Raw genomic sequence first — 22,881 nt, 5'->3', positions numbered from 1 at the left:
ATGGACGACATTGTCAAAGCCGCCTTGGCCAAATGGCCCCATGTGCCCGACTGTGTGGGCTGGCTGGCGCTGGATGCGCGCGGCGATTGGTATATGCGGGACGACCGTACCCAGGCGGCGGGGGCCTTTCCGGCTGTCAAAGGCAGCAAGATCGTGCACGACAAGCTGCGCGAGTTCATTGGCCGCAACTATGAGGCGGACGCTTCAGGCTGCTGGTTCTTTCAGAACGGCCCGCAGCGTGTGTATGTGGAGTTGGAGGTGGCGCCTTGGGTCTGGCGCCTGCATCGCCGCGACGATGGCCGCCTGACTTGCGAGAGCCACACCGGGCATGCCACACAGGTGCAGCAGGTGTGGCTGGATGAGTTGGGGCGGCTGTTTGCGCTGACATCGCTTGGCTTTGGCTTGGTGCACAGCCAAGACACCGGCCTCGCAGCCGAGGAAATTGAGGCGGGCCGCTGGATGCTGCACGACATGCCCTTTGGCCAAATGCCCCAGCACTTTGGCTTTAACCTGAGCCCGCAAACAGCCCGCCGCTGAGACACAAAAAAACCACCCGCAGGTGGTTTCTTGTGGGGGGCCGTTGCCCGGCCGCTTCAGGGCTGCTTACTGTGCAGCGCTGGCCGCAGAGGCGGCTGCCGGAGCCTTGGGCTCGTCGAGCTTGCCACCGGATTGGTTGGCCATATAGACCACAGCGCGGCCAATTTCGACGTCCGAGAAATCGCCGCCGCCTTGTGCGCCCATGGCGCCTTTGCCCTTGAGGGCGGAAGTCAACATGGCGTCATAGCCGGTCTTGATGCGGGCGGTCCATGCGGCAGCATCGCCCAGCTTGGGTGCGCCTGCAGCGCCACTGGTGTGGCAAGCCGCGCATTGGGCTTGGAAGACTTGCTCGCCGGTCTTGAGCACGGCGTTGTCGCCGCCGAGCTTGAGGGTGACGGCACCGATAGGCTGGATACGCTGAGCAACAGCTTCTTCGCTCAGGGCATTGGTACCCGGGGCACTCTTGTTGCCGCTGGCAACAAAGTTCACCAGCAAGATGATGCCGATGATGGGCACCACAAAGGAGGCCACGACAGACCACACCAGTTGCTTGGGGGTCTTGATGGGCCCTTCGTGCGGCAGGTCGTGCTGGGCGTTGTCGTGAGCGTCGCTCATGGAATCCTCGGTCGCTGGCTGTAAGAGATTCAGCGCATGCGGCGCTGAGTAAGAGGCCTGAGCACAACTCAGGGGCTTCATGCCGCACAGGGGCGCGTCAAGAAAGCCGCACGATTATAGCGGTGCTGAGCCTGTCCTTTGGGGGCATCTGCATGCGTCGCATTGGCGCTGCTAGAATGCTCGCTTCGACTCCCATGACAGGCGCCCGTAGCTCAGTGGATAGAGTACTGGCCTCCGAAGCCAGGGGCCGCTGGTTCGATCCCAGCCGGGCGCGCCACACCTTCCTCGTCGAGCCTTGCTCCGAGGCCCCGCTCGTACCGGGATGGTTTTTTTGCGGACGTATCCCCACAGCCTTGCGGTGTTTTGCCGCATCACCCACGCACGAGCAGGTGCTTGTGGCTTGCGGACTGGTCACCATCGGTTTGTGCGGCTAAGGTGCGACGATTGTTTGGTTTTTGGCCTGCATGGGCTTACTCATCATGGTTGTTGGCGAATCTTCTTTAAAGCGTGAGGCACGCCCTGGGTTCGGGGCTTGGCTGTCGGCCGTCTGCCTGCTGGCGCTGGTGGGGTGCAGCTCCACGCCCACCACGCCTGCCAAGGTCGACAAGCCCTCGATGGTGAGCAAACCTGTTCGCGTGGCGCCTCAGCCTGGGGCTGATGGCCCGCCTGAATTGCCCGGCCCGGACCCCGCCCGCATTCCCGATGCCGAACCCAAGGTGGAACCCATTCGTCAAGGGGGCCCCAATAAGCCTTATGAAGTGCTGGGCGAGGCCTATGTGCCGCTGACCAAGGACGAACCCTTGGCAGAGCGTGGCTTGGCCTCTTGGTATGGCCGCAAGTTCCATGGCCGCCGCACGGCCAGTGGCGAGGTTTACAACATGCATGCCATGACGGCGGCCCACAAAACCATGCCCATCCCCAGCTACGCCTTGGTGCGGCATGTGGCCAGTGGCCGCGAAGTGGTGGTGCGCATCAACGACCGCGGGCCTTTTGTGGCGGGGCGAATCATCGACCTGTCCTATGCCGCAGCGGGCAAGCTGGGGGTGCTGGGCGGTGTGTCGCCTGTGGAGGTACGGCGCCTGACGCATGACGACATTCGCGCCATGGCGGACGGCGGGCAGCCTGTGCTGGCCTCCGCGCCCACCTTGCCTGCGCCGGTGGCGGCCCCTGCGGTGGTGGCCAAAGCGGTGGCCGCACCCGTGGCGCCAGTGCTGGTGCCGCAGGCGACGGACTTGCCCGGCAAGTCCCCCACCATCGACCGTGCCTACACCACGGCGGCGGTGGGCTTTTGGTTGCAGTTGGGCGCCTTTGGCCGTGCCGATGGCGCCTACAGCTTCCAGCAAAAAGTCTCTGCCGGGCTGGATTGGCTGGCGCCTTTGCTGACCGTCTTTGCCGATGGTCGCTTGCACCGCTTGCAGGCGGGGCCCTACCCCAGCCGAGAGGCGGCGCAAGAGGCTGCGGCCCAAGTGCGCGCCGCCTTGCAACTGGTGCCCTTGGTGGTCGAGCGGCGCTGAGGCGCGCGGCCTGTTGGCGTGCCTAGGCTCGCCTTGTCTGCCGCAGGTGCAGCCTGTCCGCTGTTCTGTGCAGCGCGTCGCCTGCGGGCTGACGCGGGCGTGCTGGGCTCGTACAGTGGCTCCATGGTCACTCTGCGACGAGTGACCCTGAACCTGTAGCCTGGTGACCGCCCATGAACACGAATCCGCAAAACTCTCTGGACAGCAGCAGCCGCTGGCAGCGCTTTGCCCGCGCCACGGTGCAAGGCTTTCACACCTATGCCAACTGGCTGGTGGGCATCACCTGGCGGCGGTTTGCGGTGTTGTCGGTGCTGCTGTTGCTCTTGGCGGCGATCCTTCAAGAGGTGCCGCCTTTCAGCTGGCGCTTCACCCAAAAGATTGAGCACCCCACGGTGGTCCATCTTCCCAGCAAACCCCGTGAAGCTCCCAAGGCACCAGAGGCCCCCAAAGCCCCGGAGCCGGGCGTTTCGGCTGCCGCATCTGCTGCTTCACCCGAGGTCCCGCCGGCACCCGCCACCAAGGGTCCGGGCATCAAAATCGGTGGCGAGGGCGTGGACATCACCATCGATGAGCGCGGCGTTCGCATCAAGTCCAGAGACAAGACGGAGACCACCCCCAGCGTGCCTTCTGCGGCCGTCTCGGCCCCTGACACCAAGGCCTCTGAGGCCAAGTTTGGCGTGGTCGTCAACGATGAGTCCGTGGTCGAAATTACGGCAGGGGACAAAGGCGTCAAGATCTCCGTGCCACCGGGGGCTGATGCGGAAGCCTTGAAAGAGGCGCTTGAGCAAGCTCGCCAAGAAGTGGTGGATGCGCTGGAGGCTGAGTGCGAGATGGAGGAGGATTTGGCCCGTGCTGTGCAGCAAGGCACCCAGGTCTCTACCCACGAGGTGCGTTTGGGTGACGCGCTGCCACAGCTCGCATTTTTGTGGATCGTGGCGTCGATCATTCTCAAGATCACCTACAAGGGTCGCATTCAGGCTGAGGTGAAGGCAGCCCAGGCCACTGAAACCGCTGAGGCCGAGTCGCTGCGCCGCCAAGTGTTGGAGGCCCGTGTGGCGGCCATGCAAGCGCAGGTCGAGCCGCACTTCTTATTCAATACCTTGGCGTCGATTGACTTTCTCATTGAGACAGACCCGCCCCGGGCCAGTCAGATGCAGAAAAACCTGATTGCCCTGCTACGTGCCAGCATGCCGACCATGCGTGATGCCAACGAAGGCGGGGCGCGAGATCTGGGCCGTGAGTTGGCGGTGGTGCGGCCCTATGTGGAGATCTTGAAGGTCCGCATGGAAGAGCGGCTGGATGCGAGCATTGAGGTGCCCGACGGATTGCTGTCGGCCGAGTTCCCCGCCATGATGATCCAGACCTTGGTCGAGAACGCGATCCGCCATGGCCTGGAGCCCAAGGCAGAGGGCGGTGCATTGCGGGTCCGTGCCGAGATCGTGCACGGCAAGCTCTGCGTGACGGTGGCCGACACCGGCGTGGGTTTTGGCAATGCCGCCACCGCAGGCACGGGCGTGGGCTTGGCCAACATCCGAGAGCGCCTGCAACTGCTCTATGGCACGCAAGCCAGCGTGACCGTGCTGGCCAACCAGCCTTGCGGCACCAAGGTCACCATCACCGTGCCCTACAAGACGCTGGCCGCAGAGGCTTGAGCGCGCTGCTCACTGACAGGAGAAGACGATGAAGTTCATTGTTCGTGCCGTGATGCTGTTGGCTTTGTTCAGTGTCCTCGTGGCGCTGGCCTTTGGGTGGGTGGCGGTGGAGATCCTGGGCTCCGTGTGGCCCGATGTCTCAGTGAACCTGGATGGCGAGGTGTTTCAGTGGACGCTGTCCGATGCCGATGGCCTCGGTGCCTGGGTGGTCGGGCTCATCTTGGTGCTAGCCGGCCTGGTGGTGATGGTGCCTTTGATCCTGATGCTGGGGCTGGCCTTGCCATTGTTCTTGGTCGTGCTGATGCTGGGCTTGGGTTTGGCGTCTGTGGCATTGGCCGTGGCACTGGTTTTGTCGCCACTGTGGCTCCTCTTGTGGGGGCTATGGCGCGCACTCCGCCCTGCGGCACCCCAGGTTTTGGCGCCACGGGCCTGAGGCCCTGGCAGCAACACAGGCCGATCTATCATGACGACCATGACATCTACTGCTCCCAACGTGTCGTCCGCCCGTGCGGTATTGGCTGACGACGAACGCTTGATGCGTGACCAACTCCGTGCCCGGCTGGCCGAGGTCTGGCCCGATCTGACCATCGTGGCCGAGGCCAAAAACGGCCTGGAGGCGGTGGAGCTGGTCCAAGAGCATCGTCCCGATGTGGTGTTTCTCGACATTCGCATGCCTGGCATGACGGGCGTGCAAGCAGCGCGCGAGATCGCACAAATGGAAACGGCCGACGACGAAGTCTTGCCCGAGATCGTGTTCATCACGGCCTACGACCAATACGCCGTCGAGGCTTTCGAGCAAGGGGCGACGGACTACATTCTGAAGCCCGCTGAGGTGGACAGGCTCAAGCGCATGGTCGAGAGACTGCAGGCCCGGCTGCAAAGCCGTGCCCATCCAGAGTCATCCAGCGATGCGGCGCCTGCCCCTTTGCAGCAACTTCTGCACCGCTTGGCGGCCAGCTCTGGCGGCCAGCCGCGCACTTATCTCAAGTGGATTCAGGCTAACGTGGGCGCGGCCATTCAGATGATCCCCATTGAAGAGGTGCTGTTTTTCATCAGCGATGAAAAGTACACCCGGGTACAGACAGCGACCGTCGAGGCCTTGATCCGCAAGCCCATCAAGGAATTAGTGGACGAGGTCGACCCTGAGCGCTTTTGGCAGATTCATCGCTCTACCCTGGTGGCGGTGCCAGCCATTGCTGGTGTGACACGGGACTATCGCGGGCGCCAGATCGTGGCCGTCAAGGGCCATGCAGAAAAGCTGGAAGTCAGCCGCAGCTACGCCCATCTCTTCAAGGGCATGTGACGTGACAACGGCGCCCGAAGGCGCCGTTGTGAGCGAAGGTCTGTTGAGGGGGGCGGCTTAGCGTGCCAACTCCAGGGTATAGGCACCGTTGACGCTGCCTGTGCCGCCTGACTTCCAGGTGGCGCGCACATAGACATCCAGAGCGGCCTTGCCCTTGTTGGTATAGCTCAAGCTGTCCACACGCCCGGCGCCAAGGTTGCCACCGCTCACCAGCATCACACCAGCCAGGGTTCGGGCTTCCAGGTCGATGTTGGCGTCTTGTTGCGGGATCAGGCGGGCCACCAAAGTGGCGCCGACGGGCAGTGTGACCTTATAGATATCCAAGTCCTACAGTGGGCCCACATTGCCCAAAACGCGTGCAGCAGTGGCGGTGATGGCTTGTGCGCCAGCTTGCGTGTTGTTGGGTTCGACTTCCGTCACATTGGTCACGCTGGTATTGGCGCTCAAAAAAGCCCTTTGGGTCAGCGCGGCGGCGTCCACGATGCCGGTGCCGCACGAGGCGCAGGCGGCCGGGAAGGCGCGCACCATGCTGCGCAGCAGCGTCTCCGTTTCGTACGGCAAAAGTGTGGGGCGGCGCGCCAAGAGCAGGGCTGCCGCACCGGCCACATGGGGCGTGGCCATGGAGGTGCCCTGGTAGTACTGATAGGAGTCGCTGCCGGGGGTCGTCGTTCCGGTGTTCAGGGTGGAGAGCACCCCGTCGGCGCTGCGGGTGCTCATGCTGCCGCCGGGTGCCGCCACATCGACCACGGTGCCGGTGTTGGAGTAGGGGGCCTTGCCGCCTGCGCGGGTGGTAGCGGCCACCGTGATGACGCCTCGGCAGTTGGCGGGCGAGAAGTTATTGGCCGACGCGTTTGAGTTGCCAGCGGCAACGATCACCACCGCGCCCCGACTGCGAGCAGTGTCGATGGCCGTTTGCAAGGTGCTTGAGCAGGGGCTCATGCCGCCCAGTGACAAGTTGATGACCTGAGCAGGGTTTTGATTCGTGCTGACCCCGGGCACTGAGGCACCAGCAGCCCAGGCGATGCCGTCGGCAATGTCAGAGTTGTAGCCGCCACCACAGCCTAGGGCGCGGATGGGCACGATCTTGGCGCCTGGGGCCACGCCCACACCGCCGATGCCGTTGTTGGCTACCGCCGCGATGGTGCCGGCCACATGGGTGCCGTGCCAACTGCTGTTGCGGCCATTGCACCCGTCACCCACGTCGCTGGCGTCCATGTCACGGCCATCGCCGTCCAGAGAGACCGCGTTGGCCGAGATCATGTCCGCACCGGGCAGCAGATTGGCAGCCAAGTCCGCATGCGGGCGAACGCCGGTATCGATCACCGCCACATTGATGCCCGTGCCCACGGAAAGATCCCAGGCAGCAGGCAAGCGCAGACCACCAGAGACTTCGTAGTAATGCCATTGCAGATTGAAGTGGGGGTCACTGGGCGTGGCCTGAGGCTGCACCATATAGTCCGGCTCCGCGTACAGGATGTTGGGATCGTCCGCCATCAGTTGTGCGGCTGTCGCCTGCAGGGAGGCCACCGAACGCTTGCGGTCAAGCTTCAGCACTTGGGCCCCACTGGCGTTGTGATGCACAGCCACGGCTTGCAGCCCAGCGCGGAACAGGCTGGCATGGCTGGCGCTGCTGACTTGGGCCGCTGAGTACGCTTGGGCACGCGTATTCGCATTGCGGTAGCGGATCACCAGGCGATCTGTGCTGGCGCTGGGGGACGGCGCCAACAGGCGCGTTGTGGAGCGAAGCTCAAGCTCTACAGGTTCGGCCACTTGGAAGCGGATGCCACTCGCCGGCGCGGCCATTGCAGCAAGGCTGCCCAGCGACAACACGCTCAAGAGGCCCGCGCGGCGGAGATGGGAGAGAAGTGTTTGAGGGAGGTACTGCATGGTGGTCTTGCGCCGGTAGAGGTTTCGGCCCATCTATCGCCCGTTGACGTGTCGGCTTAAGCGCATGAGCTCACAAAATCCGCCAAAGAATTCGCACCTGCAGCCGTGCCCGAGGCTTGTGTACGGGCGGGTTCTGGGCTTGTACCTTGTTAGAAACCCGTCTCTGGCGGGGAGGCGACACAATGATCGCCCGTCACACCCAATCTAAAGAGGGCGCGCCTGATGTCTGCGGTTCTGTTTGAAGCCTCACCGATTGACGCCCCTGCCTCCCTGTTGGGGGAGTCTCCCTTTTGGCACCCCGATGAGGCGGCGTTGTATTGGTGCGACATTCCGGGCAAGCGCCTGAATCGTTTTCACCCGGATTCCGGCCTGCACGCGTTCTGGGTGTTTGACTGCGAGCCCGCCTGTTGCGCACCGCTCCTGGGGGGGGATTTGATCCTCGGGATGCGCGACGGTTTGTGGCGTTTCAGCCCCGAGGCAGCGCAACGCACTTTGCTGGCGGCAGCACCTTATGACACCGCATTCGAGCGGTTCAATGATGGCAAGGCCGACCCGCAAGGGCGGTTTTGGGTGGGGACGATTTACGAGCCTCGTGACCCGGCATTGGCGCATCTCTACTGCTGGGATGAGGGCCATTTGACGCGGGTGGCCGGCGGGGTGACGGTGAGCAACGGATTGGCCTGGAGCCCCGATGGCGGGACCTTGTACTGGAGTGACACCAAGACCCATCGCGTGCGCAGTTTTGCGATGGACGTGCGCAATGGGCAACTGAGCCAAGAGCGTGAGTTCGCAGCATTCCCCGTCAAGCAGCCTGGGCAGGACTTGAGCACCTATGGTGGGCGGCCCGATGGCGCGGCGGTGGATGCCGAGGGCTGCTACTGGACGGCCATGTTTGAAGGACAACGGTTGCTGCGCCTATCTCCCGCCGGTGAGGTGCTGCGCGAAGTTCGTCTGCCGGTGCGCTGCGCCACCATGCCTGCTTTTGGCGGGCATGACCTGCGCACGCTCTACGTGACGACGGCCAAAGAGGGTCGCCCCGAGCATGAACTGGCGCAGCAGCCGTGGGCGGGCCGGGTGTTGCAATTGCGTGTTGACGTGCCGGGCTTGCCTGTCAACTTTGCGCGTTAGGGCGCTGGCACGCGCGGACAGGGCGGCGCCCCCGAGGGCGGCGTCAAGAAGCCTTGTCGCCAGTCGTGGATTCAGCGGCACTCCACCCACGACACAAGCGGTCTGTCAACAGTATCCCCAGGCTGTCCGGGATCAAGCCAGGGTGCCATCGCGGGGTTTGCCCCTATAATCCCGAGGCTTTGCTGCTCTTAGCCCAAGGATTTGCCCAATGTCTCAGCGGCGTGATGAATCATCTGGACCGCGCCCGGACCCTTGGCAAGATCTTGAAGATGAGGGCGCGAAGGCGCCGATCAAGACCCTGACCCGACAAGAGGCTCAGGCTTTGTCGGCGAAGAACCCGTCGGTCTCACCATGGCGGGTCATCGCAGCGCAAGCTGTGGTGGGTGGGGTGATGGCTGCTCTGGTGGCGCTCATCACTCGTGAACAGGGGTTTGTGTGGTCGGTGCTGTATGGCGCTGCCACTGTGGTGGTGCCGGGTGCCTTGATGGCGCGCGGCATGACCAGTCGGCTCAGCAGCCTGGCGCCCGGCGTATCCGCCGTCAGCTTCATGTTGTGGGAGTTTGCGAAAATCGGCGTTTCGGTGGCCATGCTTGCGCTGGCTCCGAAGCTTGTACCCGGTTTGAGCTGGCCAGCGCTGCTGGTCGCTCTGGTCGTGTGCATCAAGGTTTATTGGGTCGCGCTGTTGTGGCGTGGCCGAGCGAAGATTTAGAGACTGGACGAGGCGAAAACATCATGGCAGCTGAAGGCCGAGCACCGACCGCGGGCGAGTACATCGTCCACCACCTGACGCATTTACAGAATCACAAGCCGTCCGGCCCGTTTGACATGACGGTGCTGAACTACGACTCCCTGTTCTACTCCATCTTGTTGGGTGTGTTGGGCTGCTTCCTGTTGTGGAAGGCTGCTCGCAAGGCCACGTCCGGCGTTCCTGGTCGCTTCCAGGCGGCCGTGGAGATCTTGGTAGAAATGGTGGATAGCCAAGCCAAGGGTATTGTTCATAACGCCCAGAGCCGCAAGCTGGTGGCTCCGCTGGCCCTGGTGGTGTTTGTCTGGATTTTCCTGATGAACGCCATGGACTTGCTGCCGGTCGATTTCCTGCCCGTCGTGGGCGAGCTGATGGGTGTCCACTATCAACGTGTGGTGCCGACTGCTGACTTGTCTATCACCATGGGCTTGTCTGCGGGGGTCTTGCTGGTTTGCTTGGTCTACAACGTCAAGATTAAGGGTCTGGGCGGTTGGGTGCATGAGCTCTTCTCTGCACCTTTTGGCGCCCATCCTGCGCTGTGGATTCCGAATTTCTTGATGCAGATGATTGAGTTCGTCGCCAAGACCGTCTCTCACGGTATGCGACTGTTCGGCAATATGTACGCTGGCGAATTGATTTTCTTGCTGATCGCTCTGATGGGTGGTGCCTGGGCCTCGGTGGGCGTGGGCACAGGCATCGGCTTGGCCATCGGGCACATCATTGCAGGCTCAGTGTGGGCGATCTTTCACTTGATCATCATCACGCTGCAGGCCTTTGTGTTCATGATGCTGACGCTGGTGTACATCGGCCAAGCCCATGATGCTCACTGACGGCGCATCGCACCGATCTCAGTAGTTCGTTTTCTTTTTTCTTCACCAACCTCTCGACTAGGAGTCAAAAATGGAAGTTATCAGCTTTGTTGCTCTGGCCGCTGGCCTGATCATTGGTCTGGGCGCTGTGGGCGCTTGTATCGGTATCGGCATCATGGGCAGCAAGTACTTGGAATCGGCAGCTCGCCAGCCTGAACTGATGGGCGAATTGCAAACCAAGATGTTCCTGTTGGCTGGTCTGATCGACGCCGCCTTCATTATCGGTACCGGTATCGCTCTGTGGTTCGCTACGGCTAACCCGTTCTTGGGCCAGATCGCCCAAGCCATCGCCGCAGGCGCGAAGTAATTCGACATTGTCGAGAGAGGCTAGTGTGCGCTTAGCGGCGCACACTTAGCTGCAGATTCCCTCACCGTTTGAGGCCATCAAGTGAGCATCACCGCAACCCTCATCGTCCAGATGATCGTCTTTGCGATCCTCGTCTGGTTCACGATGACCTATGTGTGGCCGCCGATCGCCACCGCACTCGATGAGCGTGCGAAAAAGATCGCCGAAGGCCTTTCGGCTGCTGACAAAGCCAAGGCTGCGTTGGTTGAGGCTGATAAGAAGGTCGTCGCTGCGTTGTCATCTGCCAAGGATGATGCCGCCAAGCGTTTGGCTGACGCAGAGCGTCTGGCCCAAAGCCTGGTGGAAGAGGCGAAAGCCCGCGCATCTGAAGAAGGCGCAAAGATTGTGGCTGCTGCCAAGGCAGAAGCCGAGCAAGAAGCCGTCAAGGTCCGCGAGACCCTGCGTGAACAAGTTGCTGTGCTGGCCGTCAAGGGCGCAGAGCAGATCTTGAAGCGCGAAGTCAACGCTGGCGTTCACGCTGATTTGTTGAACCGTCTGAAGACGGAACTCTGATCATGGCTGAGCTTGCAACCATCGCCCGCCCTTATGCCGAGGCCCTGTTTCGGGCCGTCGGTGGCGACAATGCCCAGGCGCTTGCCTCGCAGCTTGAAGCTGTGGGTCAGGTAGCGGGCAACCCGCAACTGCGTCAGTTCGCCGACAGCCCCAAGGTGTCTGCCCAGCAAGTGTTCGATCTGGTGACCAGCGTGGTTAAAACCACGTTGTCGCCCAAGATCGCCAACCTCTTGTCGGCAGTCATTGAAAACGGTCGTCTGGTCGCGCTGCCTGAAATCGCTGCCCAATTCCGCGCGTTGGTGAACACCAGCACCGGAGTCTCCGACGCCACCATCTTCAGCGCGTTTGCGCTGGACGCCAGCGCGCTGGCCGAGACGGTTGCAACGTTGGAGAAGCGCTTCGGTCGCAAGCTCAATGCCACGGTTGTCATTGATGAGTCCCTCATCGGCGGCATTCGTGTGGTGGTGGGTGACGAAGTGCTGGACACCTCGATCAAGGCCCGCCTGGAGCAAATGAAAGTAGCCCTCACCACCTGAGTGGTGAGTTCGAGCGATCTGACGTTCATCCACCCCACGCGGCACATTCATTCGACGACTGTCTGAAAAGGTCGTCACGCTTTCGGAGAAAGCAATGCAACTCAATCCTGCAGAAATTTCGGAACTCATCAAGAGCCGTATTGAAGGCCTCGGCGCCTCGACGGACATCCGCAACCAAGGCACCGTTGTTTCGGTGACCGACGGCATCGTCCGCGTGCACGGCCTGTCCGACGCGATGCAGGGCGAAATGCTGGAATTCCCAGCCGGTAAGGATGGTCAACCTTCCTTCGGCTTGGCCCTGAACCTCGAGCGCGACTCTGTCGGCGCCGTGATTTTGGGTGAATACGAGCACATCTCTGAAGGCGACACCGTGAAGTGCACGGGCCGCATTTTGGAAGTGCCGGTGGGCCCCGAACTGATTGGCCGCGTGGTCAACGCCCTGGGTCAGCCTATCGACGGCAAAGGCCCCATCAACGCCAAGATGACGGACGTGATCGAAAAGGTCGCCCCTGGCGTGATCGCCCGTAAGTCGGTGGACCAGCCTGTGCAAACCGGCCTGAAGTCGATTGACTCCATGGTGCCCGTCGGCCGTGGCCAGCGTGAGCTGATCATTGGTGACCGCCAAACGGGTAAGACGGCTGTCGCGATTGACGCCATCATCAACCAGAAGGGTCAGAACATGACCTGCGTTTACGTCGCGATTGGCCAAAAGGCCTCTTCGATCAAGAACGTGGTGCGCGCTCTGGAACAAGCTGGCGCGATGGACTACACCATCGTTGTGGCTGCTTCCGCCTCTGAATCTGCTGCCATGCAGTACGTGTCGGCCTACTCGGGCTGCACCATGGGCGAATACTTCCGCGACCGCGGCCAAGACGCCCTGATCGTTTATGACGATCTGTCCAAGCAAGCTGTGGCTTACCGTCAAGTCTCGCTGCTGCTGCGCCGTCCTCCGGGCCGTGAAGCCTTCCCTGGCGACGTGTTCTATCTCCACAGCCGTCTGCTGGAGCGTGCCGCTCGCGTCAACGCCGACTACGTCGAAGCCTTCACCAAGGGTGAAGTCAAGGGCAAGACAGGCTCGCTGACCGCACTGCCCGTCATTGAGACGCAAGCGGGCGACGTGTCCGCCTTCGTGCCGACCAACGTGATCTCGATCACCGACGGTCAGATCTTCTTGGAAACCAGCCTGTTCAACGCCGGTATCCGCCCTGCGATCAACGCCGGTATCTCGGTGTCCCGCGTCGGTGGTGCTGCACAGACCAAGCTGATCAAGTCGCTGTCCGGCGGTATCCGTACCGACTTGGCCCAGTACCGTGAATTGGCTGCGTTCGCGCAGTTCGCCTCGGACCTGGACGAAGCCACCCGCAAGCAGTTGGATCGTGGTGCCCGCGTGACCGAGTTGCTCAAGCAAGCTCAGTACTCGCCGCTGTCCATCAGCCTGATGGCCGCAACGCTGTATGCCGTGAACAAGGGCTATATGGACAGCATCGACACCAAGAAGGTCTTGGCGTTCGAATCTGGCCTGCACCAGTTCCTGAAGTCCAGCCACGCTGCACTGCTGGCCAAGCTGGAAGCCGACAAGGCCATGGACAAAGTTGCCGAAGAAGAACTGAACGGCGCCATCGCCGCTTTCAAGAAATCTTTCGCCTAATGCCATTGACCGGTGGGACGACGCTGAACGCTTTCTCTTAAGCACCCACATCGCCCCACCCCCAACAGGAGAACAGTCAAATGGCAGTCGGAAAGGAAATCCGCGGCAAGATCAAATCGGTGGAGAACACCAAGAAGATCACTAAAGCCATGGAAATGGTGGCCGCGTCCAAGATGCGTAAGGCGCAAGAGCGCATGCGCAACGCCCGCCCCTACAGCGACAAGATCCGCAACATCACGGCCAATCTGTCGCAAGCCAATCCGGAGTACCAAAGCGCCTATATGCGCACTGACGGCAAGTCGGGCGTGACGGGCTTTGTGGTGGTCTCCACGGACAAGGGCTTGTGCGGTGGTTTGAACACCAACATCTTGCGTGCTGTCACGAACAAGATGAAGGATGTTCAAACAGCTGGTGGCAAGGTCGAAGCCGTGGCCATTGGGGCCAAGGGCTACGGCTTCTTGAATCGCATTGGTGCCAAGGTCATCTCCCACGCGACAGGCTTGGGCGATGCGCCACAGCTCGAAACGCTGATCGGGCCCCTCAAGGTCATGCTCGACGCCTTTGTGGCGGGCAAGGTGGATGCGGTGTACCTGTGCTACACCAAGTTCATCAACACCATGAAGCAAGAGCCCGTGGTGGAGCAGTTGTTGCCCCTGACAGCAGACGCGCTGAAGCAGTCCGAGGCTGAGAAGTCGGCCTACGGTTGGGATTACATCTACGAGCCGGATGCGGCCACGGTCATTGACGAGTTGTTGACTCGTTATGTCGAGGCGCTGATCTACCAGTCGGTGGCTGAGAACATGGCCTCTGAGCAATCTGCTCGGATGGTGGCCATGAAGGCAGCAACCGACAACGCCGGCACGCTGATTGGTGAGCTCAAGCTCATCTACAACAAGACCCGCCAGGCAGCGATCACGAAGGAACTCTCCGAGATCGTCAGCGGCGCCGCCGCGATCAGTGGTTGATCAGGGCGATCAAGCCTGCAACCCGCTACAGACATCGAATTTAGATTGAAGGACCTGAAAATGACTCAAGCCCAAGGCAAGATCGTTCAGTGCATCGGCGCCGTCGTGGACGTGGAATTCCCGCGCGACCAGATGCCCCGCGTCTATGACGCTTTGAAGATGGACGGCTCCGCGCTGACCCTCGAAGTGCAGCAGCAGTTGGGTGACGGCATTGTCCGTACCATTGCGCTGGGCTCTTCGGACGGCCTGCGTCGCGGCTTGGTGGTGACCAACACCGGCAATCCCATCATGGTTCCTGTGGGCAAGGCCACGCTGGGCCGCATCATGGACGTGCTGGGTTCGCCCATCGACGAACGTGGCCCCGTGTCGCAAGACCTGACCGCCTCCATCCACCGTAAGGCCCCGTCGTATGACGAGTTGAGCCCCTCGCAAGAGTTGCTCGAAACCGGCATCAAGGTGATTGACTTGATCTGCCCGTTCGCCAAGGGCGGTAAGGTCGGTCTGTTCGGTGGTGCCGGTGTGGGCAAGACCGTGAACATGATGGAGCTCATCAACAACATCGCCAAGGCTCACTCGGGTCTGTCGGTGTTTGCAGGTGTGGGCGAGCGTACTCGTGAGGGTAACGACTTCTATCATGAGATGGCCGACTCTGGCGTGGTGAACCTGGAGAACCTGGGCGAGTCCAAGGTGGCCATGGTTTACGGTCAGATGAATGAGCCCCCAGGCAACCGTCTGCGCGTGGCCCTGACCGGTCTGACCATCGCTGAGTCCTTCCGTGACGAAGGCCGTGACGTGCTGTTCTTCGTGGACAACATCTACCGCTACACCCTGGCCGGTACCGAAGTGTCCGCGCTGCTGGGCCGTATGCCTTCTGCTGTGGGCTATCAGCCGACGCTGGCGGAAGAAATGGGCCGTCTGCAAGAGCGGATCACCTCGACCAAGGTTGGCTCGATCACCTCCATCCAGGCCGTTTACGTCCCTGCGGATGACTTGACCGACCCGTCGCCTGCAACGACCTTCGCTCACTTGGACGCCACCGTCGTGTTGTCGCGTGACATCGCTGCGCTGGGTATCTACCCCGCTGTGGACCCGCTGGACTCGACCTCGCGTCAAGTGGACCCGAACGTGGTGGGTGCCGAGCACTACGAAACCACCCGTGCCGTGCAGTCCACGCTGCAGCGCTACAAAGAACTGCGCGACATCATCGCGATTCTGGGTATGGACGAGCTGTCTCCTGAAGACAAGCTGGCCGTGTCCCGCGCTCGTAAGATTCAGCGTTTCCTGTCGCAGCCTTTCCACGTGGCTGAAGTGTTCACCGGCTCGCCTGGTAAGTACGTGCCCCTGAAGGAAACCATCCGCGGCTTCAAGATGATTGTGGCTGGCGAGTGCGATCACCTGCCTGAGCAGGCCTTCTACATGGTCGGCACCATCGACGAAGCCTTCGAAAAAGCCAAGAAGATGCAATAAGCGGCGCATTCGGGCTGAGGGCGTCGTTGCGCTCCTCGCCGTACGTCAGTACGGCTGCGGGGCGCGCCTAGCCCTCAACCCGACTGCTTGCTTCTTGAACCTCTTGGTCCGCGAACAAGGAAAATCAACATGGCAACCATTCACGTCGACGTGGTCAGCGCAGAAGAGAACATCTTCAGCGGTGAGGCCAAATTCGTCGCGCTGCCGGGTGAGAACGGTGAGTTGGGCATTCTGCCCAAGCACACACCGCTGATCACCCGCATCAAGGCGGGCGCCGTGCGCATTCAGCGTGCTGACACTGGCGAAGAAGAGTTTGTGTTCGTCGCGGGCGGCATTCTTGAAGTGCAACCCAACAGCGTGACCGTCTTGGCCGACACCGCCATTCGTGGCAAGGACCTGGACGAAGCCAAGGCCAACGACGCCAAGAAGTTGGCCGAAGAGGCCATGAAGAACGCCAAGAGCGATATCGACCTAGCCGCTGCGCAAGGCGAGTTCGCTGCGATGGCCGCTCAACTGGCTGCTATCCAGAAGTTGCGCAAGCAACGCTGATCAGGGCCAGCCCAGATACTGGGCGCCCGGCACGCTCAAGGTGCCCCACAACCCGCATGCCGCAAGGCCTGCGGGTTTTCGTTTTCTAGAGCACCCACGGAGCGTTGGGCAACTCGTTGGGATTGGCGGTGGCTTCATCAGCCACGGGAAAGTGCTCGTGCAGCAAATGGCCGACCGTGGCCACCGCTTGCGTGAGGCCGGCTTCAAAGGCCCCTTTGCGAAACTCATCGCGCATCGTTGCCACTAAAGCCGCCCACTGAGCTGCTGGCACGCGGGCGCTGAGCCCCCGATCCGCCAGCACTTCGATCGCATGGTCGGCCAAGAGCACGTAGATCAGCACACCGTTGTTGACCTCGGTGTCCCAGACGCGCAGGCTGCTGAAGAGCTCGATGGCGCGTTCGCGCGAGCGCACACCGCGCCGCAGCAACTCCCCAGGTAGGCTGGCCTCCACGCACACTCGAATCTCGCCGCTGTGGAGCTTCTCGCTGGCGGCCACCTGGGCCTCCACTCGGGCCAGTGTGTGCGCACCCAGCAGCTTAGGCACATCCTCGGTGTCGAGCTTGAAGTGTTCCCACCAGCGGCGCAATGCAGTTTGGGCCATGTCACCAATCCCCCGAGGCGCCACCGCCTCCAAAGTCACCACCACCGCCGGAGGAAAAGCCGCCTCCGCCTCCGCCACCGCCGCCGCCCCAATGCCCGCCGCCGCCCCAGATGACCGGACCGCCGCCTCGCCGCCCGCCGCCCACGCCGAGCACCCCTACGAAAATGAGAGCCAAGACGCCTGCAGCAACACCCAACAAAAGGCTGGTGGTGATGACGCCGGCCAACACCCCGGTGCCTAAGCCCGTTGCCACAACGCCCAGCTTGCGCCCCAAGACACTGCTCAGCACACTGCCTGCCACCGGTACGCCGATGAACAGCAGCATGGCCACTTCTTGCCAGCCCCATTGGCTCTGCTTGGCCTTGCCGCCACGCGCAGTGGGAGCGGGCAGGTGCTCGCCGCGAATGCGGGCCATCAACTGGTCGACCCCTTGATTCAAGCCGCCCGCGTAATCGCCCACTTTGAACGCGGGCCTCAGGGCCTGGTCAATGACTTGTCGCGCAGCCAGGTCGGGCACCGCGCCTTCGAGATGCTTCGCTACCTCAATGCGCATGCGCCTATCGTCTTTGGCCACCACGATCAACACGCCGTCGCCCACACCTTTGCGGCCGATCTTCCATTGATCGGCCACCCGGTAAGCAAACGAAGCCAGGTCTTCCGGCTGGCTGGTCGCAACCATCAGCACCACCATCTGAGGCCCGGACTCCGCCTCAAAGCGCGCCAGTTTGGCCTCTAAGGCTTGACGTTGCGCATCGCTCAAGGTGCCCGTGCTGTCCATGACCCGCGCCGTCAGGGCCGGAATGGGCTGCAGGTCTTGCGCCCACGCGCGGCCCTGCAACAAGGCAAAGAGCACCAGAGCGAGCGCCAGCAAGGACCAAAGCCGTCCCACTCTCCACGCACTCAGCATCGCCAAGCTGGGCATAAGCTGCTTACTTGGCAGGTTTGTCGAAGCTCACCGCCGGCGGCGCTGAGATGGCCTTCTCGTTTTCCACCGTGAAGTTGGGTTTGACCTCATAGCTGAACACCATGGCTGTCAAATTGCTCGGGAAACTACGGGCCAGCACGTTGTAGTCCTGAACGGACTTGATGTACTTGCCACGGGCCACGGTGATGCGGTTCTCTGACCCTTCCAACTGCACACGCAGGTCTTGAAAGCCCTGATTCGCCTTGAGGTTGGGGTAGTTCTCTGACACCGCCATCAGGCGGCTCAGTGCGCCGGTCAGCTCACCTTGGGCCGCTTGGAACTTCTGAAACGCTTCGGGGTTGTTCACCAACTCAGGTGTCGCCTGAATCGACGTGGCCTTGGAGCGCGCCTCGATGACCTTGGTCAGCGTCTCTTGTTCAAAGTTGGCCTCACCCTTCACGGTGGCCACGATGTTGGGAATCAGGTCCGCGCGGCGCTGGTACTGATTCAAGACTTCGGACCATTGGCTCTTCACCTGTTCGTCCAGTCGCTGGAAATCGTTGTAACCACAGCCGCTGAGGCTCAAAGCGCTGGCGGCCACGGTCAGGGCCAAGGCGCTACGCTTGAGAGAGGACAGTGTCATGTGGGGCTCCTTGTTTGAGCGATTGATAAGACGCACCGTAAATGAGGCCGTTGAGTCAGAAATCAAGAGGCTCCGCTGGGACTTGGTGCGCACCCTTGCGCCTTGTCCGCCATCAAGCCCGCGACGCTGAGCATGCGGAGATAATCGCGGGATGTTTGCACCGCTCACCAACGACACCTTCCTGCGCGCTTGCCTGCGCCAGCCCACCGACCATACGCCCTTGTGGCTGATGCGCCAAGCCGGGCGCTATCTGCCCGAGTATCGGGCCACGCGGGCCAAGGCTGGCAGCTTTATGGGCCTGGCCACCAATGTGGATTACGCCACCGAAGTGACCTTGCAGCCGCTGGAGCGCTACCCGCTGGATGCCGCCATTTTGTTTTCCGACATCTTGACCGTGCCGGACGCCATGGGCCTGGGCTTGAGCTTTCAGATCGGTGAGGGACCAAAGTTTGCGCATGTGGTGCGCGATGAGGCGGCCGTGGCAGCTCTGCGCGTGCCCGACATGGACAAACTGCGCTATGTCTTTGACGCGGTCACGTCTATCCGCAAGGCGCTCAATGGCCGCGTGCCCTTGATTGGTTTCTCAGGTAGCCCTTGGACGCTGGCCTGCTACATGGTCGAAGGCGGTGGTTCGGACGACTACCGCTTGGTCAAGTCCATGCTCTATAGCCGGCCTGATTTGATGCACAAGATGCTGGCCATCAATGCCCAGTCGGTGGCGGCCTATCTGAATGCCCAAATCGACGCCGGCGCTCAAGCGGTGATGGTCTTTGACAGTTGGGGTGGCGTGCTGGCAGATGGGGCCTTCCAAGAGTTCTCGCTGGCCTACACCCAACAAGTGGTGGCGGGATTGCAGCGCGAAAAAGACGGCCAGCGCATCCCCGTGATCGTCTTCACCAAAGGCGGCGGACCTTGGTTGCAGCAAATCGCGGACATCGGGGCTGATGTGGTGGGTCTGGATTGGACCGTCAACCTAGCTCAGGCGCGCGCGGCAGTGGGCCACCAAGTGGCCTTCCAAGGCAACTTAGACCCCAATGTGCTGTTCGCCCCGCCCGAAGCTATTCAACGGGAAGCCATCAAGGTTCTGGACAGCTTTGGCCGCCCACAGAAGGCGGATGGCAGCTGGGATGGCCACATCTTCAATCTTGGACATGGCATCAGCCAGTTCACCCCGCCCGAGCATGTGTCCGCCTTGGTTGAGGCTGTCTACAGCCATTCACGCCGCCTCAGAGCCTGAGATCACACTGCGGGTCTTGCTCGGCCCGCGAAGCGTCATCTTGCTAACGCAGGAGCTGGGCGGTGAGTGAGTGCTCAGGGCTTGACTTATCCCCACAATTCCTGCAGCGAAGCGCTTGTCTTGTCAAGGGGCTGGGGTGGACCCATGGAAATCCAATGCTAACGTACTAAGTCATTGATTTTAAACAGAATTTGCGGCGTGCCCCAAAACCGAGCAACCTAAGCTGAAGGCCCGTGGATCAATGATTTAGCGCAGGTCAAGAGCGGTTTCCCACAAAGTTATCCACAGAAATCGTGGGTAACTGAGAAAGAGCTTCACAATCATGAACTTAGCTCACAACCCTCAGGTGAAATCATCAATTCCCGGCCAAGGCGGGCGGTTTTGAGCACCGAATTGATACGCCGCCATCAGGTCGCCGTGGACACCCCGCAACACGCGGGTTTGGCCAGCGCGCTGGACTACGCCTGCGGCCAGAGCTTGCCGCCCGGCACCCTTGTTCGAGTGCCTTTGGGGCGTCGAGAGGTTCCCGGCTTGGTGTGGCCGGGCTCGCCGCAAGACGAGACCGAGACCGAGGCTCGCCCCTTGGCGGGCCTCAAGCCAATTGCAGAAGTTCTGCAGGCCCTGCCGCCACTGCCAAGGCTGTGGTGCGACCTGGTGGACTTCACAGCCCGCTACTACCAGCGGGCTGTGGGTGAAGTGGCGCTCTCGGTGCTGCCCCCAGAACTTCGCAAGCTGGACAACGCGGGTCTAGCCAAACGCATGCGTCTGTTGGCCAAGCGCTCAGGCTGGCCCGAGGCGGCCTCAGAAGCAGCCCTCCCCAAACCTCCACGTAAGCCCAAGGCCCCTGAGGCTGAGCCTGTGGCGTCATCGCCCACTGCCCCCACGCTGCCCACTTTGCAGGCTGAGCAGCAGCAAGTCTTGGCCGTCCTGACCGAAGCCTTTGCGCAAACCCAGCCCCCATGCCACCTGCTGCACGGTGTGACGGGCAGTGGCAAAACCGAGGTCTACTTACGGGCGGCCCAGCAGGCCTTGGACCTTGGCCGACAAGCCCTGGTGTTGGTGCCCGAGATCAACTTAACGCCACAGTTAGAGGCGCGCTTTGCCGAGCGTTTTCCGGGGCGCCGCTTGGTGTCGCTGCACAGCGGGCTAACGCCGGCCCAGCGCTTGGCGAATTGGCTGACGGCGCATCTCGGCCATGCCGACTTGGTGCTTGGCACGCGCCTGGCCGTGTTTTGCCCTATGCCTCGTTTGGGTTTGATTGTGGTCGATGAAGAGCACGACCCCAGCTACAAACAGCAAGATGGCGCGCGCTACTCGGCACGCGACTTGGCGGTCTACCGTGGCTGGCTCGAAAAGGTGCCGGTGGTCTTGGGTTCCGCCACCCCCTCTTTGGAGAGTTGGCAGCATGCGCAGACCGGCCGCTACAAGCTGCTGACCATGGCTCAGCGTGTGGGGCAGGGCGAGTTACCCAAAGTCCGCATCGTGGACATGAACCTGCAGCCCCAGCCGGCACCTGGTCAGCCTGCCGCCCCCTTGAGCGAGCCGCTGCTGGCTGCTGTGAGGGCGCGGCTTGAGCGCGGCGAGCAAAGCCTGCTGTTTCTCAACCGGCGCGGCTTTGCGCCGGTGCTGAGTTGCACCGCTTGCGGCTGGAAGAGTGGCTGCCCGCATTGCAGCGCATGGCGCGTCTTCCACAAGCTGGACCGTACCTTGCGCTGCCACCACTGCAGCTTCACCGAGCGCGTGCCCAAGGCCTGCCCGGACTGCGGTAACCTCGATATTCAGCCGGTGGGTCGTGGCACCGAGCGACTGGAAGAGCAAGTCGCCGAGCTCCTTCAAGGCCTAGAGCGCCCCGGTGGTGGCCCGGTGCGAGTGGCTCGCATTGACGCTGACACCACGCGCCTGAAGGGCGCGCTGGAACAGCAATTGGCGGCGGTGCATGACGGCAGCGTCGATGTCTTGATCGGCACCCAAATGGTGACCAAGGGGCATGACTTCCGCCGCGTGACCTTGGTGGCAGCAGTCAACCCCGACAGCGCCCTGTTCACGGCTGACTTTCGGGCGCCAGAGCGACTGTTCGCCACGCTGATGCAGGCTGCTGGCCGCGCGGGCCGCGACGCCGCCGCTGCCGCGGGCAGCGAGATGTGGATTCAGACCTGGAGCCCCACGCACCCCCTGTTTGCAGCGCTGCGCCAGCATGACTTCGCGCGCTTTGCGGCCAGCCAGCTTCAAGAGCGTGAAATGGCTACACTGCCGCCGTTCTCGCACTTGGCGCTATTGCGCTGCGAGGCCCGAGAGGCAGAAGTCGCAGAGGCCTTTTTGCGCCAAGCCCGACACATGGCACAGGCCATGCTAACCCAGGAGTCGGCACAGCACGCGGTCACCTTCTATGCCCCGGTGCCGCCGCATGTGGCCAAAGTGGCGGGGCTGGAGCGGCGTCAAATGCTGATCGAAGCGTCGACCCGGCCGGGTCTCCAGCGATTGCTCTCCGAGTGGATGCCGCAACTGCCAGCATTGCGAAGCCAACACAAAGGGCTGGCACGCTGGGCAATCGATGTGGATCCGTTGGTGATTTGAAAGCCTGATCCTTTGTTCGTTCGGGTAGGACGCATACCTCGTATGTGACTTACCCTGTCCCCGACTCCGTAGTGCACGTGGACTTCGGTGATTTCCTTGATGCGCATCTTCAGTGCTGCCACTTCCTTCGTGATTGGCTTATAGAAACAAGTCCCTTGGGAGACGTTCACCACATGCATTGTCTTGCGTTGGCGGCATCGAAAGTGCGGCACCAAATCGGGCACGAACGCCCTGCGCTGCGAAGGCCCTAGACATTTTGCGACGAAGTGCTGCAGCATCGCCTTGTCCAGGCTCAGGTCGGCAAAGATCTACTGAAGCTTGCGATTCTCTCCCTCGAGTGGTCGCATCCGCCGTAGCTCAGAGGGACAGCACCTCCATAATTCAGGCGCGACTTATAGAACGTACCGCTACTGATGCCCATCGTGCGACAGACCTTTTCAACACTGATGCCCAGCTCGGCCTGCTTGAGCACGAAGGCCATCTGTTCGTCGATGAATTGTTCTTCCTCATGGCATGAACTCCTAGGTGTCACGTCTCATGTGATCATTGGCCGATTCGAAGCTGGCCGCTACTTCAGGCCAGAGCTGTCCTGAGCGAGTTGCTGGCTTCGATCCCAGAGAGTTCATCATAGCCAGATCGCATGAGCCA

23 protein-coding genes and 1 tRNA gene are annotated in these 22,881 nt (G+C 61.7%); 18 read left to right on the top strand and 6 right to left on the bottom strand.

The window, feature by feature from the left end; genetic code table 11:
• Window positions 1-537: a DUF2946 family protein gene (locus ACIQ3Q_RS18770; protein ID WP_396270715.1), complete on the top strand. Its 537-nt coding sequence runs from the start codon at window positions 1-3 to the stop codon at window positions 535-537.
• 66 nt (window positions 538-603) lie between these two features.
• Here the strand turns inward: ACIQ3Q_RS18770 and ACIQ3Q_RS18765 are convergent, their stop codons facing one another.
• The gene (locus ACIQ3Q_RS18765; protein WP_396270714.1) at window positions 604-1,152 is read right to left on the bottom strand and encodes a c-type cytochrome; all 549 of its coding nucleotides are present in this window, start codon (window positions 1,150-1,152) and stop codon (window positions 604-606) included.
• Window positions 1,153-1,353: 201 nt separating this feature from the next.
• On the opposite strand from ACIQ3Q_RS18765, the gene ACIQ3Q_RS18760 reads away from it, so the two are divergent.
• The 5 genes from ACIQ3Q_RS18760 to ACIQ3Q_RS18740 all read left to right on the top strand — a co-directional run bounded on the left by ACIQ3Q_RS18760 (window position 1,354) and on the right by ACIQ3Q_RS18740 (window position 5,621).
• Window positions 1,354-1,429: transfer RNA gene (locus ACIQ3Q_RS18760), tRNA-Arg, on the top strand.
• A 187-nt stretch (window positions 1,430-1,616) separates the two neighbouring features.
• The gene (locus ACIQ3Q_RS18755) at window positions 1,617-2,666 is read left to right on the top strand and encodes a septal ring lytic transglycosylase RlpA family protein (RefSeq protein ID WP_396270713.1); all 1,050 of its coding nucleotides are present in this window, start codon (window positions 1,617-1,619) and stop codon (window positions 2,664-2,666) included.
• 173 nt (window positions 2,667-2,839) lie between these two features.
• Window positions 2,840-4,318 (top strand): sensor histidine kinase, encoded by a 1,479-nt coding sequence (locus tag ACIQ3Q_RS18750; RefSeq protein ID WP_396270712.1) that lies wholly within the window; start codon window positions 2,840-2,842, stop codon window positions 4,316-4,318.
• Between the two features lie 28 nt (window positions 4,319-4,346).
• Complete coding sequence (locus ACIQ3Q_RS18745; protein WP_396270711.1) at window positions 4,347-4,751, top strand: hypothetical protein; 405 nt, start codon at window positions 4,347-4,349, stop codon at window positions 4,749-4,751.
• A 39-nt stretch (window positions 4,752-4,790) separates the two neighbouring features.
• Window positions 4,791-5,621, top strand: a complete 831-nt coding sequence (locus ACIQ3Q_RS18740; RefSeq protein WP_396270710.1) for a LytR/AlgR family response regulator transcription factor — start codon at window positions 4,791-4,793, stop codon at window positions 5,619-5,621.
• A 57-nt stretch (window positions 5,622-5,678) separates the two neighbouring features.
• Here the strand turns inward: ACIQ3Q_RS18740 and ACIQ3Q_RS18735 are convergent, their stop codons facing one another.
• On the bottom strand, window positions 5,679-5,945 hold the full coding sequence (locus tag ACIQ3Q_RS18735) for a hypothetical protein (protein ID WP_396270709.1): 267 nt from the start codon (window positions 5,943-5,945) through the stop codon (window positions 5,679-5,681).
• 3 nt (window positions 5,946-5,948) lie between these two features.
• Entirely contained in the window at window positions 5,949-7,508 is a 1,560-nt protein-coding gene (locus ACIQ3Q_RS18730; protein ID WP_396270707.1) for a S8 family peptidase, read from the bottom strand.
• Between the two features lie 222 nt (window positions 7,509-7,730).
• Here ACIQ3Q_RS18730 and ACIQ3Q_RS18725 point away from each other — a divergent pair, with 222 nt between their 5' ends.
• From ACIQ3Q_RS18725 to ACIQ3Q_RS18680, 10 genes are all read left to right on the top strand, one after another.
• A complete protein-coding gene (locus ACIQ3Q_RS18725) occupies window positions 7,731-8,636 on the top strand; it encodes an SMP-30/gluconolactonase/LRE family protein (protein ID WP_396270706.1) in 906 nt (301 codons plus the stop codon).
• A 208-nt stretch (window positions 8,637-8,844) separates the two neighbouring features.
• Complete coding sequence (locus ACIQ3Q_RS18720; RefSeq protein WP_396270705.1) at window positions 8,845-9,345, top strand: ATP synthase subunit I; 501 nt, start codon at window positions 8,845-8,847, stop codon at window positions 9,343-9,345.
• A gap of 23 nt (window positions 9,346-9,368) precedes the next feature.
• A complete protein-coding gene (atpB, locus tag ACIQ3Q_RS18715; RefSeq protein WP_396270704.1) occupies window positions 9,369-10,211 on the top strand; it encodes a F0F1 ATP synthase subunit A in 843 nt (280 codons plus the stop codon).
• A gap of 70 nt (window positions 10,212-10,281) precedes the next feature.
• Window positions 10,282-10,557, top strand: coding sequence for a F0F1 ATP synthase subunit C (gene atpE, locus ACIQ3Q_RS18710; RefSeq protein ID WP_246498182.1), 276 nt, complete (start codon window positions 10,282-10,284; stop codon window positions 10,555-10,557).
• Between the two features lie 81 nt (window positions 10,558-10,638).
• Window positions 10,639-11,109 (top strand): F0F1 ATP synthase subunit B, encoded by a 471-nt coding sequence (locus ACIQ3Q_RS18705; protein WP_396270703.1) that lies wholly within the window; start codon window positions 10,639-10,641, stop codon window positions 11,107-11,109.
• Window positions 11,110-11,111: 2 nt separating this feature from the next.
• A complete protein-coding gene (locus tag ACIQ3Q_RS18700; protein ID WP_396270702.1) occupies window positions 11,112-11,645 on the top strand; it encodes a F0F1 ATP synthase subunit delta in 534 nt (177 codons plus the stop codon).
• 94 nt (window positions 11,646-11,739) lie between these two features.
• Window positions 11,740-13,293: a F0F1 ATP synthase subunit alpha gene (gene atpA / locus ACIQ3Q_RS18695; protein WP_396270700.1), complete on the top strand. Its 1,554-nt coding sequence runs from the start codon at window positions 11,740-11,742 to the stop codon at window positions 13,291-13,293.
• Between the two features lie 80 nt (window positions 13,294-13,373).
• Entirely contained in the window at window positions 13,374-14,258 is an 885-nt protein-coding gene (gene atpG / locus ACIQ3Q_RS18690; protein ID WP_396270698.1) for a F0F1 ATP synthase subunit gamma, read from the top strand.
• A gap of 60 nt (window positions 14,259-14,318) precedes the next feature.
• Entirely contained in the window at window positions 14,319-15,725 is a 1,407-nt protein-coding gene (atpD, locus tag ACIQ3Q_RS18685; protein ID WP_396270697.1) for a F0F1 ATP synthase subunit beta, read from the top strand.
• 129 nt (window positions 15,726-15,854) lie between these two features.
• On the top strand, window positions 15,855-16,274 hold the full coding sequence (locus ACIQ3Q_RS18680; RefSeq protein ID WP_396270696.1) for a F0F1 ATP synthase subunit epsilon: 420 nt from the start codon (window positions 15,855-15,857) through the stop codon (window positions 16,272-16,274).
• Window positions 16,275-16,359: 85 nt separating this feature from the next.
• On the opposite strand, the gene ACIQ3Q_RS18675 is transcribed toward ACIQ3Q_RS18680, so the two are convergent.
• The 3 genes from ACIQ3Q_RS18675 to ACIQ3Q_RS18665 are packed head-to-tail and all read right to left on the bottom strand — an operon-like array spanning window position 16,360 to window position 18,422.
• A complete protein-coding gene (locus ACIQ3Q_RS18675; RefSeq protein ID WP_396270695.1) occupies window positions 16,360-16,875 on the bottom strand; it encodes a TPM domain-containing protein in 516 nt (171 codons plus the stop codon).
• Between the two features lies 1 nt (window position 16,876).
• The gene (locus tag ACIQ3Q_RS18670; RefSeq protein WP_396270723.1) at window positions 16,877-17,782 is read right to left on the bottom strand and encodes a TPM domain-containing protein; all 906 of its coding nucleotides are present in this window, start codon (window positions 17,780-17,782) and stop codon (window positions 16,877-16,879) included.
• Window positions 17,783-17,804: 22 nt separating this feature from the next.
• A complete protein-coding gene (locus ACIQ3Q_RS18665; RefSeq protein ID WP_396270694.1) occupies window positions 17,805-18,422 on the bottom strand; it encodes a LemA family protein in 618 nt (205 codons plus the stop codon).
• Between the two features lie 151 nt (window positions 18,423-18,573).
• On the opposite strand from ACIQ3Q_RS18665, the gene hemE reads away from it, so the two are divergent.
• Together hemE and priA are read left to right on the top strand one after the other, a co-directional pair.
• Window positions 18,574-19,659, top strand: coding sequence for a uroporphyrinogen decarboxylase (gene hemE / locus ACIQ3Q_RS18660; protein WP_396270692.1), 1,086 nt, complete (start codon window positions 18,574-18,576; stop codon window positions 19,657-19,659).
• Between the two features lie 381 nt (window positions 19,660-20,040).
• Entirely contained in the window at window positions 20,041-22,233 is a 2,193-nt protein-coding gene (gene priA, locus ACIQ3Q_RS18655) for a primosomal protein N' (protein WP_396270691.1), read from the top strand.
• Window positions 22,234-22,881 lie beyond the last annotated feature (648 nt).

The organism is Ideonella sp., assembly GCF_044358605.1.
Classification (GTDB): Bacteria; Pseudomonadota; Gammaproteobacteria; order Burkholderiales; family Burkholderiaceae_C; genus Ideonella.
Note: the sequence above shows the minus strand (reverse complement) of the source record. Positions and strands in the feature narration are given on the sequence as shown.